Here is a 21,304-nt window from a genome sequence, read left to right on the forward strand (position 1 = left end):
AGTACTGCGCGCCGGTATTCTCTTGCTCGAGAACCGCAAATCCCGGTCAAGAGCAGTCGATCAGCCCTGCAAATTGCATGACCGTTTGAGACTGGGTGCGGTCATCCGGTATTGCTGACCGAACGACTGCTGTCGTGGATGCCAGTCATCGCACGATACTTGCGACGGAGAGTTTCCAGCTGAGGAGCCGTCAACGATGCCTAGCGCCTGCTAAACTGACCCCAAATAAATTCGAAAAAACTCGGGGAGAATACGTGGATCGATACGATATCGGTGACCTTCTGACCAAGGTTCCGCTAGAGGACGTGGTCAGGCGACTGGGCATCGAGACCGAGCGACGCGGCTCACAGACCCGGGCGCTTTGCGCGTTTCACCAAGACACCCGACCTTCACTGAATCTGTATCCGACAGATGGCGCTTCCCCTGCGCACTTTCACTGCTTTGCTTGTGGTGCCCATGGAACTGCCATCGACCTAGTTAAGCAGGTTGAGGGACTGGAATTCCTGCCAGCTGTGAAATGGTTGGCTCAGCAATTCGGCCTAAAGGCCCCGCGCCTTCAATCTGCGAAAAAGGGTGAACGCAGGGCTGCAAGTGAAACTGCACTCAACTTTGCGCTTCGCACCTTTGACGCACAGCACGACGATGAGCAGTTCAAGTTCTGGTGCGCGGAACGGGAGTTTAACGACGAGTTTCTGTATGGTCAGGGGCTGCGTTGCATTGCCCGTGGCGTTTTGGTGGAGGCCTTGCACAGTAAAGACTTGGGCGAGCGCGCCGAACTGATCGATGGGCTGGAAAGTCTGGGACTGATCAAGCGCCTGCGTTCCCAATCCCCGGCCGAGCAATGGAAACTGGATTTGCTCGACCAGTTTCGAGACAGCTTCCACGACGGCCGCGTCATCATCCCCATTCGCAGCGCTGATGCCAAATATCCTGCAGTGATCGGTTTTTCGGGCCGTGCACTACAGGCTGTGCCTCCAGAAGGGGTTGCGAAGTACCTGCTCACGTCGGGCTTCGATAAGAGCAATCATCTATTTAATGCAACCGATGCCTTCAAGGCTGTTGAACAGGCCTTGAAGAACGACCAGCTGGCCAAGCTCTATTTGGTGGAGGGCTTCCTCGACGCGCTGCGATTGCAGTCTCTTGGGCAGCCCGCCGTTGCGCTGATGGGTATCAGTCTGAGCAATGGCCAGCTGGAGCTGCTGAAGGCGCTGGCTGAGAACACCCTCGGAACGGGCGAGTTGGTGTACAGCGTTTTTCTCGACAGCGACTCCGCCGGCTTTGGCGGCGGCAATCGCTTGGTGCGCAGACTCCTTGACCTTCAAGGCATGGATTTGCGCTGGGTGGGCCTACCTTGGCGCACTGAGCCCGCGCTGGGCAAAGACCCTGACACCTGCCTGCGTGGTTTTGCGTCGCCCGAGCAAACCGCTGCCTGGTTACAGCGATTCGAACTGCCAGCCGAAGGGATACTCCTTGCGGGAGAACTCGGAAGTCAAGACGCATCCGAGCTTCAGGTGCCTCGCTGGAACCAGCTAGCTCCGACCGTTCGCGAACGGGCACTGTTTAGAACTGCCATGACAGTCAAGCGACTATATGGTTCCAGATTGACTGAAGTGCCTGCGATGAGGCTCAAAGACAGCCCATGGCCGTGGGCTCAGCAACTGCAAGCGATCTTGGTGGGCTCCTCTGGTCCCAAACCACCTATTGAACGCAGTCTCTACCTGGAGGAAGATCTCCCGCGCGCTGCTCAGGCTCGAAGGCTTGCTTACCACGGTTCACGCCGTGGCGAACTTCCTTGCGATGAAGGTGCCTGGGACATTTTAAATAGCAATGAGTTCCTGTTTGACCAGACAGCTCTGGATCGCCTAAAAGCCACTATTCAGGGAGACCAATGGCACCAAGCTGCGCCCTTCGACGCCGTGCATCTGCCACGCAAGCTGACGGCAGACAAGAACGTGCTTGACGACCCACGCCGCAAGGTCATGCCCCACCCGGCGGACCTGCATGCACAGCAATTGTTTCTTAATGAATTACTCACCCAAAGGCACGATCGCCTGAGCGCTAGTGGCCAAGCGTTCTCGGCGTGCATCCCAGCCGTGCGTTGGTATGCATCACGGCAGGAGGTGGTGGTTACCGGCACGTATCAGGACCTCAACGAGCCCGATCTCGAGTTAGATGAGCCCAAGACCTTGAGCTTCGGCTACCAGATCGACATGGATGTTCTGGAGGGCGACCAGACCCCGTCGGATCAGGGCATGTTCCGACCTTTCGGCCAATGCTGGCGTGATTTCATGGCAAGCCTGACGCATCAGTGCCATGCTATCGGTCCGCGGGTGCACGTGCTACGCCTGGACGCCAAGCGCTACTACGACTCGATCCAGCGCTACGTGGTGAGGGAGGAACTGCTGAAGCCGTTGTCTGCCGCGTTGCGCGACCACAACCCAGAGGGCTTCAGTAGTATGTTCGGACTGGTTGCTGATTCGCCGGAACTGGATGGTACGCTGGAGCGACTTCTAACCGGGATGATATTCGGCCACGAGTACCAAGATCCCGAGGTAATGGGGAGAACCCGGCTCAGTGAGGTGGTGACGGGCATTCCGCAGGGACCCGTGCTGTCAGCCTACATCGGCACCATTGCACTGTTTCCGGTGGACGATGCTGCCCGCAAGTTCATCCGTCGCACCCGCACCGAGGAACCCGGCTCCGATGGCAAACGGCGCCCGCGAGTTGGTTATGCGCGCTACGTGGACGACGTCGTGCTCTTCGCCGACAGCGAGGCACTATTGAAGGAACTGCGGGAAGTGCTGCAAGTCAAAGCAGCCGAACATTCAATTGCCTTAATCCACAAGGGTGAACGTGTGCGCTCCGGCACGGCCTCTCAGGTGATGTACCAGCTTAACGACGGGCGAGGCCTCGCGGCGTCCGTGCCGGCATGGGAGCCTCCCATCGTGGGTGACGGCGAGTCCGATTGGAGCCTGGGTGACGACCTGCCCAAGGTGGATCGCCAATGTGCCCTGCAGATGCTGCGGCATCCCGCGCTAATGGATCGGCCTGAGGACATTGCCGATCAAGTGAAGGCGGCGATGACCGCGCCCGATCTGCGGGCTAATGACCTAGGTTTATGTGCGCGGTGGCTATGGTGGTATGTCGCCGTCGTACATCAACCGACCAACTCTGTGGCTGCATGGGCGCTTTTTTGGACTCAGTGGAAAGAAGTTTGTGAGGGCCACGACTGGGCTGCAGCCTTCAAGGAACGTGGCTACGACGTACTCTTTGCAGTCGAAGGGCTGGATAAATTGCTCGATCCCAATCCCTGGCAAGCGAATGGTCAGTTCCTGACCGAGCGTGACAAGAGCCGCAAGAACCGCATTGCTTTGGCACGCTTGGTCTACAGGAACGACTTCTTTGAATGCGTCAGACCCGTCACGAACAGCGACCACATAAAGCGGCGGGAGTGGTTGGTAGCCCGTAAAGCTTGGCGTTTGATTAGTGACGAATCGGCGCCACCGCCACCGGTAGTGGCACCACAAGTCAGCAGTGAATTAACGACTATCGAATGGTTATGTCTGGCAGGTACGGCACTGATTAACGCGTCAGAGGAGAATCCCTTGGCTGCGCTTATAGGCCGCGAGCCTGTTCAACATGATGGACTGGAGCTCGCGCAATGCGTCGTTGGTCAATTGATGAGGAAAGAAGATAGGAACACAACCAGTGCACACGTTGGCCTTGCTATCGACTTTGTCGTGAGAAGCGCGCGGCGCAATGAGCGACTGACCGCGTTGTCCAGATTTCCTAAACTGCTTTCAAGGATCGGAGGCGACCAAAAGCGGCATCTGATTCCGCACCTGCCTGTTCTCAATTACGGGGCCGAATCGATTTATGAAATCGATGCGGTTGCGAGGACTGACGGCAGATATCTGTACCGTTGCTCGCTCCGCAGTGAGGCCTCTGATATGCCCGAAGTGGTGTCTCAGTTCGTGCAAGTGACAATGCTTGCGGGGCAGCCCTGCGCAGCTAAAACGACGCAAGCGCACTTCAAATTGATTGAAACCAATACCTCTACGATTCACCAGGGCGAGAGCATACTCCCTCAGGTGTGGGGCGACTTACATGCCGCTGCCGCAACAGGTCCGGAAGCCAAAACCCATTTAGCAGCGCGCCTGTTTTTGGCTTTTCTGGCGATGCATGAGTTGCAAGGGGACGACGAGGCGCAAACGACCTATGTTCCCTTCAGACCTCAGTTGTTCCAAGAAGGCGAGGAAGATCAGATAACGCTTCATCTGTTGGCCGATCCGGTTCCGCGCAATTTGTTGGGCGTGAGTGCTTGGTACCACAACCGCGATGGACGGGTGCAGTCGGAAAACGTGCCGCTGACAGGTGCAAATATGTGGCGCGTGGGTTGGGCTGTTGCCGATGTGCTCGGTGTAGCATCAGACATGGCGGGTGAGACTGGCGAGCGCGACGAGCGACTCAACGACAGCGACGAGTCGGACGAAGAAGCGCATGCCAAGCAGGCGCTGGAAGGCTATGTGCTACGCCAGCAACTGCGCAAGCTTCAGGGAACCTACCTGGCTTCAGCGCACATTGAGATAGCAGGCGACACAGTCTCTTCGTTGCCGGGCACGGTGACGCGGGCGCTTAAGTGGTTGCAGGACTTCCCTGTCGACCAAGGCCTGGACGCGCAGGTGCGGCATGTAATTCTGATGGAGGCCGAGAGCCGAGCCATGGCCATGCGGATGAAAACAGGCGGCGGCGATGACTTGCGACATACTCTGCATCGGGCGTTCCCAGACGTATTGGCGCGATTACCATTGTGGGCCGTGGCAGGACTTCAGTTACGGGGCCCAATCGGCCAAACGGGCCCATTGCGCCCCGAACCGGCGCTGATGTTGGCCCTATACCGCGCGCTGTATCCCGTACCGGCCAAAACTGAGACCGAAACCCTGGCGTCATCGCTGCAAATGGCGCTGGCGCTGGCGACCGTAGGCATTGGCTTGCGCGGCAGCGTGGCGGCACTTTGGGGCTATGCTGCGGACTGGGGCTCGCGCCGCATGGCCGAAACCCTGAACCTACCGGCCAATTGGTCAATGCCCGACATGGCCCGTTTGGATCCCCAGGGCGATTACCGGGTCATACGAAAAGCCCTGTTCGATGGCGATTGGCCCGAACTGTGCAAGGCCAGCCCGTGGCAATGGATGCTAGCCTTGATCGGCTTGCTCGATGCCAGCTTCGCGCAGGCCTTCAATCTACATTCGTTGACAGATCTATTCAAGGCCCTCAGCGCCTGGCAGACCAAGCCTGCCCGCGCCGATGATGCTGAAGCGGCCGAAGAGCCTTGGCCCTTCGATGCTTTGCCGAGATTCACACTACAGCAATGCGAAGCCTTAATGCAGGCACTGCCAGAGGGGCTGTGCGCTCTTGATCGTGAGCGAGGTATGCGCGTCGTGTGCGTTCATGGCAGGACGTTTGGTCGTAGCCGCGACACAAACGAGTTCACGGATTCCACGGGAGCCGGCTGGCAAATGAGTAAGGCGCAGTACACTAGCCTGTACGCGAACTCCATCGAAGAATACCGCCCTCATGAGGGCAGCCGGATACTCAAAGTTTGGACCGAAACGCGCCGTACTGCTGACGATGATCTACTGGCCTTGCACACTCTAGACACTAAGTTAGGTAAGTGGCTGCCGTCTCCACGGGATGCAATCAACGAGGTTGAAGCGGGCGCGGCAGTTTCGTTTCTACCCCCTGTGCTGGACGGGTCAAAGATGTTTGTGGATGAAGTAGTCGACAGCCCGGCGGTGTCTGCGAATCCGCAGCCAAAAATTGCGGAGGAGAATCTTTCAGTCGGCCAGCAAACTGATACGCTGATTGAAGAGACCATAGTGCAGTCTCAACACGCTGCAATGAATGGCGTCGGAGCGACGGTTTCATTACCATCTAGTGGACCGAATGATTCGTGGGAGCGTTCAGATGAGGCAACCGATCACACTGCGGCGGCACCGAATCCACAGTCGGAGGTTGCAGATAAGAAATCTCCAGGAGACCAGCAGCCTGACATGCAGGCCGAAAATTCCTCAGCCTCTCTGATTCTCGGTCGGCTAAATGAATGGCAAAGTGAGTCGTGGAAAAAGCGTCTCGGAGGCGAGACTAGCCTCGACCAAGAAGCACGAATTAGCTCCCACTTTCGCGTCGCGCTGTTCCAATTTCGGGTGGACGAAAGTTACGCTCATCCGATAGCCGAAGTTGGCCTTGGTGGCTTGCCTCTAGCCAAGTCATCGCAAGAGGCGCTCCGTGCTCGATTGAACGATGATGGCTACCTAAAGGCTGTAGGCAAGGCAACTCAGCGAGGTTGTGAATTTTCTTGGCAGGATGATCAAAAGGTCATCTCGTGGCCCGAGCATCGGCGCCGGGCGTTGCTGAGCCAAGCACTGAAGGCATGTCGAGACCTAAAAGTGGAGCTGTTAGTCTTGCCCGAGGTGTCGGTTCGGCCGGATACGGTCGCGTGGTTGAAGAAGCAGCTTACAAATCACCCTGGGTTGGCCGTACTGGCGGGTACCTATAGGCAGTTCGAGGCAACCAACGGCAGCGATCACTTGAGGGAGAGTCTGACCCTGCTGTGGCAGCCCGACAAAGCCCTGGAAGTACCGTTTGGTTTGGAGGGTGACACGGAAGTCATTGAGTTGCAGCGTGGCAAGAAGTACCGTGCCGTGGCTGCCCATGAGCTGTTCCGGCCTGACACCGGCAAGTTGCAGCCGCTGTACACCGAAGAAAAGCTGGTGGAGGAATTGCGTCGCATACGACGTCGCGCGAAGAAGGACGAATGGTCAGCCGATCAACTGATTCCACTGTTTCAGGCGCTGATCCATGGTCCTCAGAGGCTGCGTTATTGCATGGAGCTGATTTGTTCGGAGCTGTTCATGCTGACAAGCCCAGCCAACCGGCAGCCGCTGGAGCAGGATTTGGCCAAGATGTTGCAGCTGTTTGGCGGAGATCCCTCCGACGCCAAAGAGCTTGTCAACCATGACGTTATCGCGCTTGGCGAACTACTGACCTTCGCGCAACGACAGCGTGAGAGGCGGTCCGTGCTGCTGGTTCCCGCCTGTACAAGCCGGAGTAACGACTATTGGCATGCCGGCCAGGCCAGTGTCCTGGCTTCGGGCACTGCCACCGTATTCTGTAATGCCGCCAACAAGAAGATCAGCGTCGGCGGTAGCTGTTTTATCGGGATCGACTCGGTAAGCAGCGCTAAATCTGAACACACAGGCATCGTACGCCTGCTGACCCCGTACCACGGTTGGAGCAAGGGCATCCTGCAGCCTGACTGCAAAGGGGCCTTGTCCGCAGCCGATCAGGCCTTGGTGATAGTGGATCTCGACCCGGTTCACGTGGTCAGCGGCAAGCCACGCCCACAATTGCTGCCTGAACCTATGTCTCTGGTGGCGTACTTACCCGTTGTGGAAGTGATAGACAAGGCTAAAAACGCTGCCGGACTGGCAAACACGTTGAGCAACGAATTGACGCGGGAGGGATGTGACAGCCTGCACAAAATGTTGACGAACGAGGTGTTCCCGGAAGCATGTGGCCAATTACATATCCGCAATCAATTCACAGATGCGTTGAGTGCGCTGCTCGACGACAAGGAGAACGGCACGCTGAATCCAGAGACAGGTGGAGACAAAGTGGAAATATTTAAAGATTTCTTCGGGGATCCACGCGCCATCCGCGAGCGCATCTTGGTTTGGCTCAAGGACCGTCATCAGCAACCGGCACCAAAGGCAGGCGAACGGCGTCTGGAGCCGGCTTGGCTGGACTTCCTGGTCGTGGATCTGACATGGATGCATAGCGACGACAAGCGTCCTGAAATCCAGGTTCCGCCATGGCTGGGCGAGTCGGAGCTTGATCTAACCAAGAGCTAAGCTGGGGTCGATTAATCGTCGCTGCACTGGTGGTTATGCCAACGACCACCATTGTTCGATCAGCGTGACCTCAGCCCATGCGACGAGTGACCCCGACCGCTGCGGAACAGACATTGGCTGGAAAAAATCGAATGGTAGCAACGGGGCGCTATGTAGAGCTTAGCGTAGGGCCCCTATACGCAAATCCCAACTATGCCCAGGTGGTCGGCCGCGGATGAATCTGGCCCCTGCGGTGGCAAACACTGAGATGCGGCGATTTCTGCGCATAGTTACAGCTTCTGCAGGAACCTTAGCAGGTCGTTGTTGGCGCGGAAGCGCTTGGGCTTGTGTCGGGCGTATCCAGACGCATGATATCTGTACTCCTTCATCTCCCGGCCAGAAGATTTGGATCGAGAAGAATGCTTGATGCTCACGACATCTCCAATTGTGGAGATGCCAGTACACTTTGGCGTGAAAACTATGCATCGATGCACCCGGCATCAAGCCCGCAGCGGCTGCGTCTTCGTTGATAACTAGGCATTTTGCGGACGGTAACTAAGTATAGTTGTTTCGACCTACGTATAGGGGTCGTTAACCGCTGCCCAGTCAACCACAGAACCTGTGGATGAACGTGTGTAAATTCACGACCCCTTCCGCTCAACGCCAGTATTGACGCGCCCAAGCGCTCGCTGGCTAATCTCTTGCCGCCCCTTCTCCCGGAGTCTCCCATGATCTCGCACGGCCAGATCTACCGCGCCCGCGCGGCCCTTGCCACCCATTACTACGCCGATCAAGCCGATGACTACTACAGCCGCGACGGTAGCGCCGCCACCTGGCAAGGAGACGGCGCTCGGCGTCTTGGTGCTGTAGGTGAAATAGACCCCGCACGCTTCAAAGCTATGCTGCAGGGCGACTTTGGGCGTGGCATTACGTCGGGCCGGTCAATCCGCAAGGATGCGAAGGCCCGTGCTGCCCTCGATCTCACCTTCGGCGCGCCCAAAAGCATCACGATGCAGGCCTTGATCGGTGGCGACGATCGCCTAATGCAGGCCAATGATAAAGCGGTCGCAACCGCCCTTGCTTACGTCGAGCAGCATCTAACCATGGGCCGTCACAAAGAAAACGGCAAGTCATGGGTAGAACACACAGGCAACCTCATCATTGCCAAATTCCGCCACGAGACAGCACGCCCTACCGAAGGCGCTGCCCCCGACCCGCACCTGCACGTCCACGCCTTGCTGATGAACCTGACCCAGCGGGCCGACGGCAGTTGGGTGGCCTTGTCCAATGAAGAAATCTTCAAACTGCTGCGCGTGACGGATTCCATCTACCAAGCAGAGCTGGAACGCAATGTGCGTGCGCTGGGATACGCGGTTCGACATGAAAAGAGCCATATCGAACTGGCCCATATCAGTCGCGAGCAGATTGAGTTTTTCAGTAAACGCAGCGCCGGTATCACTGCTGAACTGTCAGCACGCGGCACCAGTCGTGAAGAGGCCCCACACGCCTTGCGCCATGGCATCACCCTGGCCCACCGCCAGGCGAAGACTCTGGACCTCAGCCGCACCGAGCTGCATCGACAATGGCGTGACGCAGCTACCGCCATCGGGATGCAGTTTGATCAGACAAGGGAGCGAGCAGGCATCCAACCGACACAGATATTAGGACAGCCATCAGACCTGGTGGCTCAAGCCTCACTGAACTGGGCGATCCAACATCTGGCCGAAAGGGAATCCGTCATACCTCTGGTAGATTTACTGCAAAATGCAGTTCGCCATGCCGGTGGCCATACGGACATCACAGCCATTCAGGCGGCGATCCAGAGCCGTGTAGCGTCCGGCGTACTGATCCGGGAAGCACCGCACTACCGCAGCACCCAGGACAGGCTGTCCCCTCCCATGACGCGCGACGGCTGGGCCACAGAGGTCATACGCCTGCGCGGCCTGGTTCAGGGTAGCGCCCTTCAGTTGGTTGACCAAGCCATTGCCGAAGGACGCCTGTTAATCGAAAGCCCACGCTATGCGACCCGGAAGGCCTTTGAGGCCGAATCCAGGATACTGGCCGCTGAGCAAACAGGTCGCAGTGCCTGGCAGACCACGATTGCCGCTACCAGTGCCGAAAGCAGCTTGGACCCACGCCTGACACCAGGCCAGCGCGAGGCCGTCATGTTGGTCACGACCGGCACCGATCAGATCGCCGGCATCCAGGGTCTAGCTGGCACCGGCAAATCTTTCGCTCTGCAAAATGCCCAGACCATAATCCAACAACAGAAACACTCCATGACAGCCCTGGCCCCTTACGGCGGAATGGTTCGCAACCTGCGCAAAGATGGAATACCGGCCAACACGATTGCATCAGTGCTTACAACTTCCGACAAACGCCCCTTCATCAATACCCTGGGGCCGAAAGCCGTCGTAGTAATTGACGAGGCCGGAGTCGTACCGGTGCGACAGATGGACAAGCTACTGGCCCTCATTCAGCCGACAGGCGCAAAAGTGGTGTTGCTAGGAGACACCGCCCAAACCAAGGCCATTGAGGCAGGCCGCGCATTTGCCATGCTACAGGAAAACGGCATGAAAACCGTACTGATGGCAGACATCCAGCGTCAACGCTCTGAACGGCTGCGCCAGGCCGTGCAGTTGGCCGCCGAAGGCCAAGCCAGCCGATCCCTGCCGCTCCTGGATCAGGTGCTGACCATCCCGGATCAGTTCACTGTCGACGAACACGGCCACAAGAGCCGGGACAGTTACGCCCGATATGAGGCCATTGCTCAAGCCTATACGCGCCTTCCAGCGGCAGACCAGGCGAGCACCATCGTGGTAACCGGCACCAACGCTTCGCGCGAAGCCATTAATGCACGGATCCATGCCCTGCTCGGCCTGAAAGATAAAGGACATCAATGCCAGCTACTGGCTCGCCACGACACCACCCGCGCAGAACGTAGCGTCGCGCGGTATTACACCGTGGGCGACGTAGTCGTACCCGAACGGGACTACCAGTGCGGCCTGAAACGCGGCGAGCTGTACCGCGTGACCGGCAGCCCACGCCATGACCGCATTACCGTCGAACCGGTTCAATCCGGCTCGTCACCTACGCAACCCGTGGAAATCATCCCGAAAACCATGAGCAAGCTCTCGGTCTATCACTTGAACCGAGCAGAACTGTCTGTAGGTGACCATGTCCGCATCACACGCAACGATGCCCATAATGACCTAGTCAACGGACAACTGGCGAAGATCGCGGCAATTGATGCAACCAGCGCCACCATCGAAACCGATGGTCGCCATGTGCAGTTGCCCATAGATCGACCACTGAACATGGACTATGCCTACACGACCACCGCGCATAGTGCCCAAGGGCTGACCTGCGACCGAGTCCTTTACAACGCCGAAAGCTTCAGCCGTACCACCGCACAGGACACTTACTATGTCAGTATCTCGCGCGAACGGCATGAGGTTGTTGTGTTCACAGACGATGCAGAAAAGTTGCCTGAGCGGGTTGATCGGTTACCGTACAAGGGGCTGGCACATGACCTGCGGCCGGTGGCGGCCAAAGACCCAATCCAGGTTCAGCATGGCCATGACGTCGGGACACCACGGACGGAATCAGAGCTGGAGATAGGATAACTAGCCGCCCCTTGTTCTCTATTCCACATACAGTCTGGTTCACCAAACAAGCTACTGCAGCTGCGTCAAAGTGGATTTGGTGTCATGCCCGGCAGATATCGGCCAAAAGCGGCTCTCCCACGCGTCAACGGAACGCGGTCAATTTTCATATACCATCGACGCTTTGCACGAGCGTAACCACCAAGGGGAATACTTTGAACGACAGCCGTCTTCGCCTATATGCCGATGCTCAGTTTGTGAGCCCTTACGCCTTGTCGGTCTATGTGGCTCTTCAAGAAAAACGGTTGGAGTTTGACCTTTTGACAGTGGACCTTGGCAGCGGTGCGAATTATGAAGCGATCTACGCAGCCAAGTCGTTGACGCAGCGCGTGCCCACACTGGTGCATGGAGACTTCGCTTTGTCAGAGTCGTCGGCGATCACCGAATACCTCGACGCCGCGTTTACTGAAACGCTTGTCTACCCTCAAGACAGATATTTTCGAGCCAGGGCACGACAAGTGCAAGCATGGCTTCGGAGTGATCTTATGCCCATTCGGCAAGAGCGCTCGACGGAGTCGGTGTTCTATGGAAAATTCGGAGAGTCACTTAGCCCTGCGGCCGTTGCAGCGGCCCATAAGTTGTATTCTGTGGCCGAGGCCTTGCTCAGTGAAGATACCCTAAATCTCTTTGGAAAATGGTGCATTGCCGACACGGATCTGGCGCTAATGCTGAATCGGCTCATTCTGAATGGTGATCCCGTACCAACAAGATTAAGGGACTATGCTGCGTATCAATGGGAGAGGCCCTCCGTGCAGAGATGGGTTGAATTGAACCGTCCTACGCTTTGAATATTTAAAGGCGACCAAGATGTGGACTTTGCGGTTCCAGTAAGGTTGCCAACAACTCGTTTTTTTGTTTCGGCTCAATGTCCGCTCTTCGGATAAACGGGCAGCCGTTTTCGGCCAGAAGCGGACGTTCGATGGGTTTCGGTCAGCAGGATCACCACGATCACTGGTGGTCAACGCTCATACCAATTCGACTGCGAGCTGCCATGATATCAGCATGGCGTTGCTTAACCATCAGTCGATTGTGCCCAGCGCAATGAGCTTTAAGATCGTATTGAAATTACGAGTCGTCGCGGCCACCTTGAGTTTTCTCTCGATGAAATTGTTGTTGGCCTTCAGATCGCTATACTTTGTGGCGCACAACACATAGGCCATGTCACCGACCACATTCACCCGATCTGGCGCATGGTCCAGTGCATGGAATGATTGCAGCATGGCATGTTCAGGAATGGATCCAAGCAGCGTGAAATAGAGCTTGGCTGGGTCGGCCCCCTTGAACGGGTTGTTTGCTATGACATACTTGAAGTATGACGCTGACCGTACCAATACTTTAATATCCCCGCCAAACCGTTCCTTGATGACATTGTGAACCAGATCCTCGAGGGAGGATTGGCCCAGAGTCGTGGAAGCAATGACGTTGCCACTCTGGATGTAAGTTCTCACATTGTGTAGGCCCGCTACTTCCAGCGCAGTACGCAGGGGCGCCATGAGCACCTTGTTCTTCCCTGTTGGCATCACGCCGCGCAATAGAATAATCTCTGTCTTCATGGTCCTACACTATGGTTAAAGGTGGTGATCGCCATACACCTTGCAGTAGTGGCGCGCCAGTATCGCAAGCTCGGCGTCTAGCTAGTGAGTGTAAATTAGGAAGTTGCTGCGAGTACGCGTCGCCCGTGTCAACCACTTGACTGACCTGCCGGCCCGCAATCTTCGTTCGCAAATTCCCCTCTTTGCTTCACGAACCCATAATTTCTGCAATGTGCGTGTCCTCTATCTAATGACACCAAAGACAGCTTCGGGTCGCATGAGGCCGTTGGTGATAGGGCTACCTCAGCCAGGAGCTGACGTTAGCAGAAACCCCCGACACCAGCCGTTGGCGTTATAAAATTCATCAAGAGTAAATTTATTCCACGGGTCATCCCAACGCGGCCGAGGTGTCGAATGAGGTAATCATCGTTTCATCCAGCGTTATCGCTGATGCCCTTGGACTGACGTTACTACTGTCGGGGTGCGTCGGTATAACCGCCGTGACTCTCTACCGATAAGGAATGCCCCATACGCGCCATCAAAACTCCGTCATCTACCGCGAAGCCCTTCCCTAAAAAGACACCGGCATGAGAGGCCGGAAAACCGCCGTCCCAAATGATCAACGAGCGAATCGCAGGGCTTCCAGGCTGGAGGGGCGAAGAGCTTAGCCGGATCAGGGCGATAATTACTGTGGCGGCGCCGGATATAGTCGAGGAATGGAAGTGGAACATTCCGGTCTGGTCATGTAGCGGAATCCTTTGTACTGGCGAAACCTACAAGAAAGCTGTCAAACTCACCTTTGCAAAAGGAGCTTTACTTCCTGACCCCTCAGGTCTCTTCAATTCAAGTTTGGACGGAAACGTGAGGCGCGCCATCGATTTCCAAGAAGGTGCCCAAGTCGAAGAAAAGGCACTCACAACACTGATCAAGGAAGCAATAGCCTTGAATAAGTCGTCTCCAGCCCGCAAGACGAAAAGTTCGGCCTAAATTGTTGTTCAGGCAGCGCGCCAACTGTAGCCATCGACCACGCGGGTATTTTCTAAACCTTCGCAACCGTCACCACTAGGTGAAGTGCAGAATTCGCCAGCCGACAATATGTATAGGGACTGAAGTTGACTGCGGTGCTGGCTTTACAAAGTGCTTTTGGTTAAAGCAGAACAGTGACGCCAATGCGGAAACGACAACGCTATATGGACAGTCACTGCTTTGGCGCCACCATCGAAAACCAAGCCCCCTGTGGATCCTGACAATTGGCAATATACATGGGGCCCGGAACCTCGTGCGGCCCATTGATCACCTTACCGCCGGCCTTGGTTGTGCGCTCAATGGCGTCATCGATCGATTCCACATTGAAGTAATACGCCCAGAACGGCTTCGGCATTTCGGGCATCTTGGTCATCATGCCGCCTACGGGTTCTCCACCTGTCGCAAAGAGTCGGTAGATACCCATCGGACCCATGTCCATGTCCCGACTTTGGATCCAACCAAACATCTCGGAATACCAGTCAAAAGCCTTCAATCCATCTGTCGCATGCAACTCATTCCAGCCCACCAAGCCCGGCGTCGTCGGTGCAGCGCTTGGTATGGTCTGGCCGCCTTGGGGTTTGAAAATAATGAAAACAGCGCCTTGCGGATCTGCTACGAGCGCAAAGCGTCCCACGTTGGGGATGTCGGCGGCCGGACGAATGACGGCACCGCCGCCCGAAAGGATGCGGTCTGCGTAAACGTCGACATCGTCGACCGCAATATAGCCCTGCCAGCAGGCTGGGGCACCACGCTCACAAGCGTCAGGCGACATAGCCATAATGCCGCCGATTCCTACGCTGCCGGCCGACAAGACCGTATAGTCATCGTGCTCAGGAAGGGATTGCATGCTCCATCCAATGACCTGTGCGTAGAAGGCCTTGGCTGCCTGCACATCAGTGGTAATCAAATCATGCCAGATAAAAGGGGCGGGCTTAGTGGTCATGGCTTGGCTTCCTCAAGGTTGTCATGCGATGCTTCAAAAGTTGATTCTGGCCTATGTTGGACTGGGTTTTGGTACTCATGCCTCAACGCGCTGCACTTCGTTCAACATGTCGAGCGAAGTTGTTGAGGATGGCTTGCCATCCGCCGCGTTGCATCTCAGTAGAGTTGGTTTCCTCCGCATCGAATGTCACCCGCAGCGTTACGTCATTTTCCCCTGGCACAAATTCAACCTGTGCTGTGCGGTCGCCGAAGGAATACTCAATTAGCTTGTGCTCGACGAGCTTTGTGTAGGTTCCGGCGAAATCAAAACCCATGCTACCGTCTTTGGCTTCCATACGAGAGGAGAACTCGCCACCGACTCGCAAATCCACCTTGGCCGTTATCGTGTGCCAGTCGTCGGATGCAGCATTCCATTGTTTGATGTCAGCCGGTGTCGTGTAGGCCCGCCATACCTCCACGATTGGGGCCTTCACGCGGGTTTCAACGATGATTTTATTCTCGCGATTAGTTTGATTTAGGTTCGATATGCTGCGTACCGCTTCTTCGATCTTGGCCACATCAATCTTGCGCATCGTCATCATCGCTTCGAACGCGCACTTCGCTATTTCTCCGCCAGCGGCCATTGCCTCTGTTAGGACGCGCGGCGTGATCTGCCAGGCCAAGCCCCATTTGTCCATGCACCAGCCGCAGGCGTTTTCAGCGCCGCTGTTGTCGACGATCGCATTCCAATATCGGTCAGTTTCGGCCTGGTCGTCTGTGGCGATCTGAAACGAGAACGCTCCGTTGTGCTTGATTGCTGAGCCGCCGTTGAGGCCGAGGCACGGCACGTCGCATACCGTGAACTCGACCGTCAGGACGTCGCCCGCCTTGCCGCCTGGATAGTCTGACGGCGCATGGTGCACTGCGCCGACCGTGCTGTCAGGAAAGGTTCGGGCGTAAAAGCGTGCAGCCTCTTCCGCGTCGTGATCAAACCATAGGCAAATCGTATTCTTACTGATCGTGTTCATGGCTTTTCCTTTCGATTGGATTTGCGCGGATGAGGAAACAGTCCTTCTAGATAGCGCCGCAAGTGGCTGAGGTTTTCGCGGGCAACTTCTGAACCGTCTTTCGCCTTGGCAAAGATGAACGACCCTTGCAGCACAGCCTGGATGAAATAGCCGATGCTCTCCGCACTCCACGGGGCATCCGGCGCATAGCGCTGCTTGGCGGCTTCAATATCGCACGTCAGGTTGGCAATGTGAGACGACATGCCTTTGTTGCAGGCCGCGCGAATTGCGGGATGTGTGGCATAGGTCTCTTGAACCAGTGTGCCGAGCAAACAAGTGAAATCCGGCACAGCGCGATCCAGGATGGCAGCACGAAAATCCACGTAGCCGAGTACGCGCTCGCGCGGGTCAGCCGCTTGATGGAAAGGCGCAGCGGCGAAGAGCGCTTCGGTCCAAGTGCTCCAGTGCGCAGCGGCATCAAGCGTCAATCCTTCCTTGCTTTTGAAGTGGTGGAAGAAACTGCCCTTGGTAACGCCTGCTGCTTCGCAGATGTCATCCACGGTCGTGGCGGCATAGCCCTTGGTGCGAAATACGTTCTGTGCCGCGTCGAGCAGTTTTCTCTTGGATTCGTGTTGCACTGACTTAATCATTGTTGCCCTTAAACATACCGACTGGTAGTTATTAAACCGACTAGTTGGTATGCTGTCAAGATTTTTAAAGCATTTTGTTTTTGTCTCCCCAATGTTTCATCATCCTTGGACGGTGCTCACGTGACAGTTGCCGCCCAGGCAAAACTCCACCCCTCCCCAAGAAAGCGAGCGTCGTGAGCCGTGTTTGACATGCAAGTATTTACCTGCATATACTTTTGGCCATGACGACAACGAACGACTTGAGTATCGATAGAGTTTTCAAGGCGCTGGCTGATTCAGGCCGCAGGCGACTGCTCGACCAGCTGCATGCGGAGAACGGCCAAACCCTTACGGCGTTGTGCGCATGCATGAACATGACGCGCCAAGCCGTAACACAGCACCTGCAACTGCTGGAGGCCGCAAATCTCGTCGTTGTCGTCTGGAGGGGCCGCGAGAAGCTCCATTACTTGAACCCGGTTCCGCTACACGCCGTTTACGCTCGCTGGGTACAGAAATTTGAGAGAAGTCACCTTGATTTGTTGCATGACCTTAAAAATCAACTGGAAGGAAGCGCTCATGAAAAAGCCTGACTATGTGTATGTGACCTACATTGCCACCACACCCGAGAAAGTTTGGCAAGCCTTGACCGAGGTCAACTTGATGCGCCAGTGGTGGGTGGACCCCAAAGCCGGCTGCGCTCGTGTGAACGTGTCGGATTGGAAGCCGGGTTCAACGTGGAGGCACCAGCGTGCAGATGGATCGGACGTCGTGGACATTCTGGGCAAAGTCATCGAGTTCACTCCGCCCAGGAAAATGGTCATGACATGGGCGCGCCTCAGCGAAGAACACGATATGACAAAGCATGCTCGGTTGACGATCGATGTCGAGCCCTACTGCGAAGGCCTGGTGCGCTTGACCGTGACACATGACGAACTGGACGAAAACATGCTCAAGGGCATTTCCGGCGGCTGGCCCACGATACTGTCCAACCTCAAAACGCTGCTGGAAACCGGTCGGCCGTTGCCGCAAACCCCCGCTTCACACTGAAGGGAACAACATCATGACTACTACCTACCGAGGCAGCTGCCACTGCGGTCGCATCGCCTTCGAGGTTGAGGGCGAGTTGACAGACGCCACGGCCTGCAATTGTTCTATCTGCCAGCGCAAAGGGACACTTATGTGGTTTGTGCCACGCGCACAGCTACGGCTGTTGACACCGCAAGAAAGTATGGCCACTTACACTTTCAATAAGCACCACATTCTTCACAGATTTTGCCCAACGTGCGGCATACATCCGTTTGGTGAGGCCACCGACCCGAAAGGTAATGCGATGGCAGCGGTCAATATTCGCTGCCTGGAGGAAGTTGACCTCGCGACCATTCCGGTGCAGCAATTTGACGGAAAGGCCAAATGAAATGAATCGCCTAAGGCTTCACGGGGCAAAACCAGATGGAATCAATAGCTGCTTTCCCCTTGCCGCGATTGCCGCAATGGGCCGCTTTCAATCTGTGGAGGAAGGCAGTTTTCGGCCAGGAGCGGACTGTGGTGAGTAAATGCCAATCGCGGTCGACGGCTAATTTATCGAGCTGATGAACGATGGGGTTACGATACACATTGTCACTACGGTGCCTGTACAGCAGAGAAATAATCGACCGATGCTTTGATAGGAGCACGCTTTGAAAGTAAACCGAATCGTTGCAAATCTAACGTCAAATGATCCGGCTCATTCTCGATCTTTCTATCAAGACATTCTTGGCCTTGATTTGTTTATGGACCACGGATGGATTCATACGTATGGCTCAGACGTCAGCATGAAAGTTCAAGTCAGCGTTGCAAGCGAAGGTGGCTCAGGAACTGATGTACCCGTTCTATCAATTGAAGTCGATGATCTTGAAGAAGTGCTCAAACGTTTGACGGACAAAAACATCCCTATTGTTTATGGCCCTGTTGACGAACCGTGGGGAGTACGTCGCTTCTATGTGCGCGATCCCACAGGTGCTCTCGTGAATATTCTTCAACATATTTGAATCACCACCACATCCGCGTGGCGGCCACCTGCATAGCCGTGTTAGGTAGCGATATAGCGGAGACGACTGCCAAGGTTGCCCTTCGATAGGCGCAACCGAGCGCTTATCCCGTGCATCAGTCGGCACCCTAGGATCAGGCGTGTGCATTTGCCACACGAGCGGGGTTTATCGAATGCATCTTCTAGACAAGAATGTCCGTAGCGTGGTGGCTCGACGACACGCCCTGGACTAGAAAAATAGTGCCGATGCTGTTTGCGGTCCTGAGCGGTTTTATCGCCCGGTAAGCCGGGGACTCATACCAGTGCGATGCGAACTCAAAATTTGGAAACTCGATAACGATAAAGTCTCCGCTCGGCTCGCCCTCCATCCACAGATACGGTCCGCCATGAATAATGAACCGTCCTTCATACGGCTGGAGTGTCGAGTCGATGTTTTCGAGATATGTACGAATATCGTCGTTCAAGCGCGTTTCGTTGATGATACCGACGGCATAGGCGGGCATGTGTGGCTCCTCTGATGAATGACTTTGGTCGGTGCACAACACTATGTTGTGACGGCATTACGTCATTGTCGAGGTTTTCGTTCAGCGTGCCGATGACTTCGGAGGTAATCATGCCATTACCCGCAGGGTAATCGCCGAGAATTGTCTGCTGCTTCAGAATAGCCCTGTCGTATTGGACACACCTTTTTATAAAGACCCGACTATTTTCAAGGAAGACTCTCATGACCGCAAATACACTTTCAAGCACACCCTCCAAAATTGCCACACAATATGTGCGCATATGGAACGAAAGCGATCCAGCGCGCCGTCGCATCTTGATCGAGCAAACATTCACACCACAAGCACGCTACATTGACCCGCTCATGCAGTCAGCAGGTCATGATGCGCTTGATGCGATGATCGGTGCCGCTCAAGGACAATTTTCGGGCTTGTGGTTTAGTGTGTCTGGAAAGGCGGATGGGCATCATGACGTCGTACGCTTCTCATGGTCCCTTGGTGCGGGGGATACCGAACCGGTGGCATCCGGCACCGATATCGCTGTCGTAGCGGCGGATGGGCGAATCGATCAGCTCACGGGTTTCCTTGATAAGATGCCTTCCTAACGTCGGACGGACCCTGCAGCAGCCATAGAGCATGGAGATAGGATGGAACAGCCAGAGCAAATACGTCAGAGTGCGGGCAAAAACCGCTACTTTGTCGATTTCGCCGCAGCACTGCGCTACTGGCGCGATAAGCGTGGCTATACCCAGCTCCGGCTGTCGACAGAAAGCAGCATCTCGCAGCGACGCATTAGCTTCCTGGAAAGCGGCCGTTCGCAACCAAGCCGCGAGATGGTCATAAAATTGGGGATTGTCCTCGACGTACCGCTACGCGAGCGTAACGGGATGCTGCTGGCAGCTGGCTATGCCCCGGCCTACAGGGAGCGCAACTTGTCCGACCCGGAACTGGCGTCGGTGAAGCAGGCATTGGACTTCATGCTGGCTCAGCAGGCACCCTATCCGGCACTAGTGGTAGACCGCCTGTGGAATCTCGTGATGGCCAATGCGCCAGCGGCCACAATGATACGTTGGCTGCTCGATATGCCGCAGGACCTACCTTTGCCAAGCGAGGGGATAAATGTACTAAAGCTCATGCTCGATCCAAATGGCATTCGCAAGCACCTGCATAACTGGGAGGACGTATGCTCGGACCTGTTGCAATGGATCCAACGAGAAGCGATGAGCGATGGTCTGGGCAGCGAGGCCGCAACCCTTCTCGGCGAACTGGCAGCATTGCCAGGGATCAGCGCAGCGACACGCTTGGCTAATCTGGATGCACTCGCGCTGCCGTTCCTACCGATGCAGATTCGCAAGGATGGCGTCGAACTGAACGTGCTCACCTCGATTGCCACCATGGGCACGCCCCACGACGTGACGGTGCACGAGTTGCGGATCGAATCGTTCTTTCCGGCAGACGAGCCTACGGCACGCTGGTTCCAGGCGCACTCCGCAGTTTCGCAGCCTTCCTAAAATGTGCCGCGAGGAGAAACGCTCAGCGACACTCAACCCACGAACCAGCATGTTGAAAACGTTTAGGTAAGTAAATACGTTCTCTTTCCAATTATTTTCATAACGGGGTCGGCCATATGAATCCACGGATTACTGTAATCACCATCGGTGTTGAAGATCTTGAGGTATCGTTGAACTTCTACCGAGATGGATTAGGGTTTCCTACTGCAGGTATCGTAGGCAGAGAATTCGAGCATGGGGCCGTTGTATTCATTGATCTGCAATCCGGCCTTCGCTTAGCCCTCTGGCCTCGCACGAGCATCTCTCATGACACAGGACTGGTCGCAGGCGCTCCCAATCCCATCGAGATGACTCTGGGCCACAACGTCTCCTCAAAAGCCGAAGTCGATGCAGTCATGGCAAGAGCAGCCTCAGCGGGCGCAACTATCGTCAAACCAGCACACGAAACCTTCTGGGGTGGTTACTCGGGCTATTTTCAGGATCCAGACGGACATCTATGGGAAACGGTCTGGAACCCACAATGGGCTGAATAAACAGTGACACTACAAACGCAAGCAAAACGATATTTCTTGGCCACCTCGCTTAATTGAGGTTT

At 55.8% G+C, this 21,304-nt stretch carries 16 protein-coding genes and 1 pseudogene; 11 read left to right on the forward strand and 6 right to left on the reverse strand.

Annotated features, from left to right (window positions below):
• Nucleotides 1–134: 134 nt before the first annotated feature.
• The 3 genes from FQ179_RS09185 to yfcF all read left to right on the forward strand — a co-directional run bounded on the left by FQ179_RS09185 (nucleotide 135) and on the right by yfcF (nucleotide 12,345).
• The gene (locus FQ179_RS09185; protein ID WP_255474925.1) at nucleotides 135–7,913 is read left to right on the forward strand and encodes a CHC2 zinc finger domain-containing protein; all 7,779 of its coding nucleotides are present in this window, start codon (nucleotides 135–137) and stop codon (nucleotides 7,911–7,913) included.
• A gap of 707 nt (nucleotides 7,914–8,620) precedes the next feature.
• Entirely contained in the window at nucleotides 8,621–11,518 is a 2,898-nt protein-coding gene (mobF, locus tag FQ179_RS09190) for a MobF family relaxase (protein WP_149397027.1), read from the forward strand.
• Nucleotides 11,519–11,712: 194 nt separating this feature from the next.
• Nucleotides 11,713–12,345 (forward strand): glutathione transferase, encoded by a 633-nt coding sequence (gene yfcF / locus FQ179_RS09195; RefSeq protein ID WP_149397028.1) that lies wholly within the window; start codon nucleotides 11,713–11,715, stop codon nucleotides 12,343–12,345.
• 231 nt (nucleotides 12,346–12,576) lie between these two features.
• Here yfcF and FQ179_RS09200 read toward each other — a convergent pair whose 3' ends face one another.
• On the reverse strand, nucleotides 12,577–13,110 hold the full coding sequence (locus tag FQ179_RS09200) for a DUF1697 domain-containing protein (protein ID WP_149397029.1): 534 nt from the start codon (nucleotides 13,108–13,110) through the stop codon (nucleotides 12,577–12,579).
• Between the two features lie 594 nt (nucleotides 13,111–13,704).
• Here FQ179_RS09200 and FQ179_RS09205 point away from each other — a divergent pair.
• Nucleotides 13,705–14,076, forward strand: a complete 372-nt coding sequence (locus FQ179_RS09205; RefSeq protein WP_149397030.1) for a DUF1801 domain-containing protein — start codon at nucleotides 13,705–13,707, stop codon at nucleotides 14,074–14,076.
• A 211-nt stretch (nucleotides 14,077–14,287) separates the two neighbouring features.
• On the opposite strand, the gene FQ179_RS09210 is transcribed toward FQ179_RS09205, so the two are convergent.
• From FQ179_RS09210 to FQ179_RS09220, 4 genes and pseudogenes are all read right to left on the reverse strand, one after another.
• Complete coding sequence (locus FQ179_RS09210; RefSeq protein ID WP_149397031.1) at nucleotides 14,288–15,058, reverse strand: VOC family protein; 771 nt, start codon at nucleotides 15,056–15,058, stop codon at nucleotides 14,288–14,290.
• A gap of 82 nt (nucleotides 15,059–15,140) precedes the next feature.
• Nucleotides 15,141–15,614 (reverse strand): SRPBCC family protein, encoded by a 474-nt coding sequence (locus tag FQ179_RS22675; protein WP_255474976.1) that lies wholly within the window; start codon nucleotides 15,612–15,614, stop codon nucleotides 15,141–15,143.
• A pseudogene (locus FQ179_RS22680) lies at nucleotides 15,588–16,064 on the reverse strand (VOC family protein); the annotation flags it as partial. The gene FQ179_RS22675 and the pseudogene FQ179_RS22680, both read right to left, overlap by 27 nt.
• A complete protein-coding gene (locus tag FQ179_RS09220) occupies nucleotides 16,061–16,681 on the reverse strand; it encodes a TetR/AcrR family transcriptional regulator (protein ID WP_255474926.1) in 621 nt (206 codons plus the stop codon). The gene FQ179_RS09220 and the pseudogene FQ179_RS22680, both read right to left, overlap by 4 nt.
• Before the next feature lie 233 nt (nucleotides 16,682–16,914).
• Here FQ179_RS09220 and FQ179_RS09225 point away from each other — a divergent pair, with 233 nt between their 5' ends.
• From FQ179_RS09225 to FQ179_RS09240, 4 genes are all read left to right on the forward strand, one after another.
• The gene (locus FQ179_RS09225; RefSeq protein WP_149397652.1) at nucleotides 16,915–17,262 is read left to right on the forward strand and encodes a helix-turn-helix transcriptional regulator; all 348 of its coding nucleotides are present in this window, start codon (nucleotides 16,915–16,917) and stop codon (nucleotides 17,260–17,262) included.
• The gene (locus tag FQ179_RS09230; RefSeq protein WP_149397034.1) at nucleotides 17,249–17,719 is read left to right on the forward strand and encodes an SRPBCC family protein; all 471 of its coding nucleotides are present in this window, start codon (nucleotides 17,249–17,251) and stop codon (nucleotides 17,717–17,719) included. The genes FQ179_RS09225 and FQ179_RS09230 overlap by 14 nt, the downstream gene beginning before the upstream one ends.
• Nucleotides 17,720–17,732: 13 nt before the next feature.
• Nucleotides 17,733–18,086 (forward strand): GFA family protein, encoded by a 354-nt coding sequence (locus FQ179_RS09235; protein ID WP_149397035.1) that lies wholly within the window; start codon nucleotides 17,733–17,735, stop codon nucleotides 18,084–18,086.
• 262 nt (nucleotides 18,087–18,348) lie between these two features.
• Nucleotides 18,349–18,699: a VOC family protein gene (locus FQ179_RS09240; RefSeq protein ID WP_149397036.1), complete on the forward strand. Its 351-nt coding sequence runs from the start codon at nucleotides 18,349–18,351 to the stop codon at nucleotides 18,697–18,699.
• Nucleotides 18,700–18,880: 181 nt separating this feature from the next.
• Here FQ179_RS09240 and FQ179_RS09245 read toward each other — a convergent pair whose 3' ends face one another.
• Nucleotides 18,881–19,201, reverse strand: a complete 321-nt coding sequence (locus FQ179_RS09245; RefSeq protein ID WP_149397037.1) for a DUF1330 domain-containing protein — start codon at nucleotides 19,199–19,201, stop codon at nucleotides 18,881–18,883.
• 221 nt (nucleotides 19,202–19,422) lie between these two features.
• On the opposite strand from FQ179_RS09245, the gene FQ179_RS09250 reads away from it, so the two are divergent.
• The 3 genes from FQ179_RS09250 to FQ179_RS09260 all read left to right on the forward strand — a co-directional run bounded on the left by FQ179_RS09250 (nucleotide 19,423) and on the right by FQ179_RS09260 (nucleotide 21,242).
• Nucleotides 19,423–19,803, forward strand: a complete 381-nt coding sequence (locus FQ179_RS09250; protein WP_149397038.1) for a nuclear transport factor 2 family protein — start codon at nucleotides 19,423–19,425, stop codon at nucleotides 19,801–19,803.
• A 42-nt stretch (nucleotides 19,804–19,845) separates the two neighbouring features.
• On the forward strand, nucleotides 19,846–20,709 hold the full coding sequence (locus FQ179_RS09255; protein WP_149397039.1) for a helix-turn-helix domain-containing protein: 864 nt from the start codon (nucleotides 19,846–19,848) through the stop codon (nucleotides 20,707–20,709).
• 116 nt (nucleotides 20,710–20,825) lie between these two features.
• On the forward strand, nucleotides 20,826–21,242 hold the full coding sequence (locus FQ179_RS09260) for a VOC family protein (RefSeq protein WP_149397040.1): 417 nt from the start codon (nucleotides 20,826–20,828) through the stop codon (nucleotides 21,240–21,242).
• The last annotated feature ends 62 nt before the right edge of the window (nucleotides 21,243–21,304 follow it).

Origin of the sequence: Pusillimonas sp. ANT_WB101 (assembly GCF_008369125.1) — a bacterium.
Classification (GTDB): Bacteria; Pseudomonadota; Gammaproteobacteria; order Burkholderiales; family Burkholderiaceae_B; genus Allopusillimonas.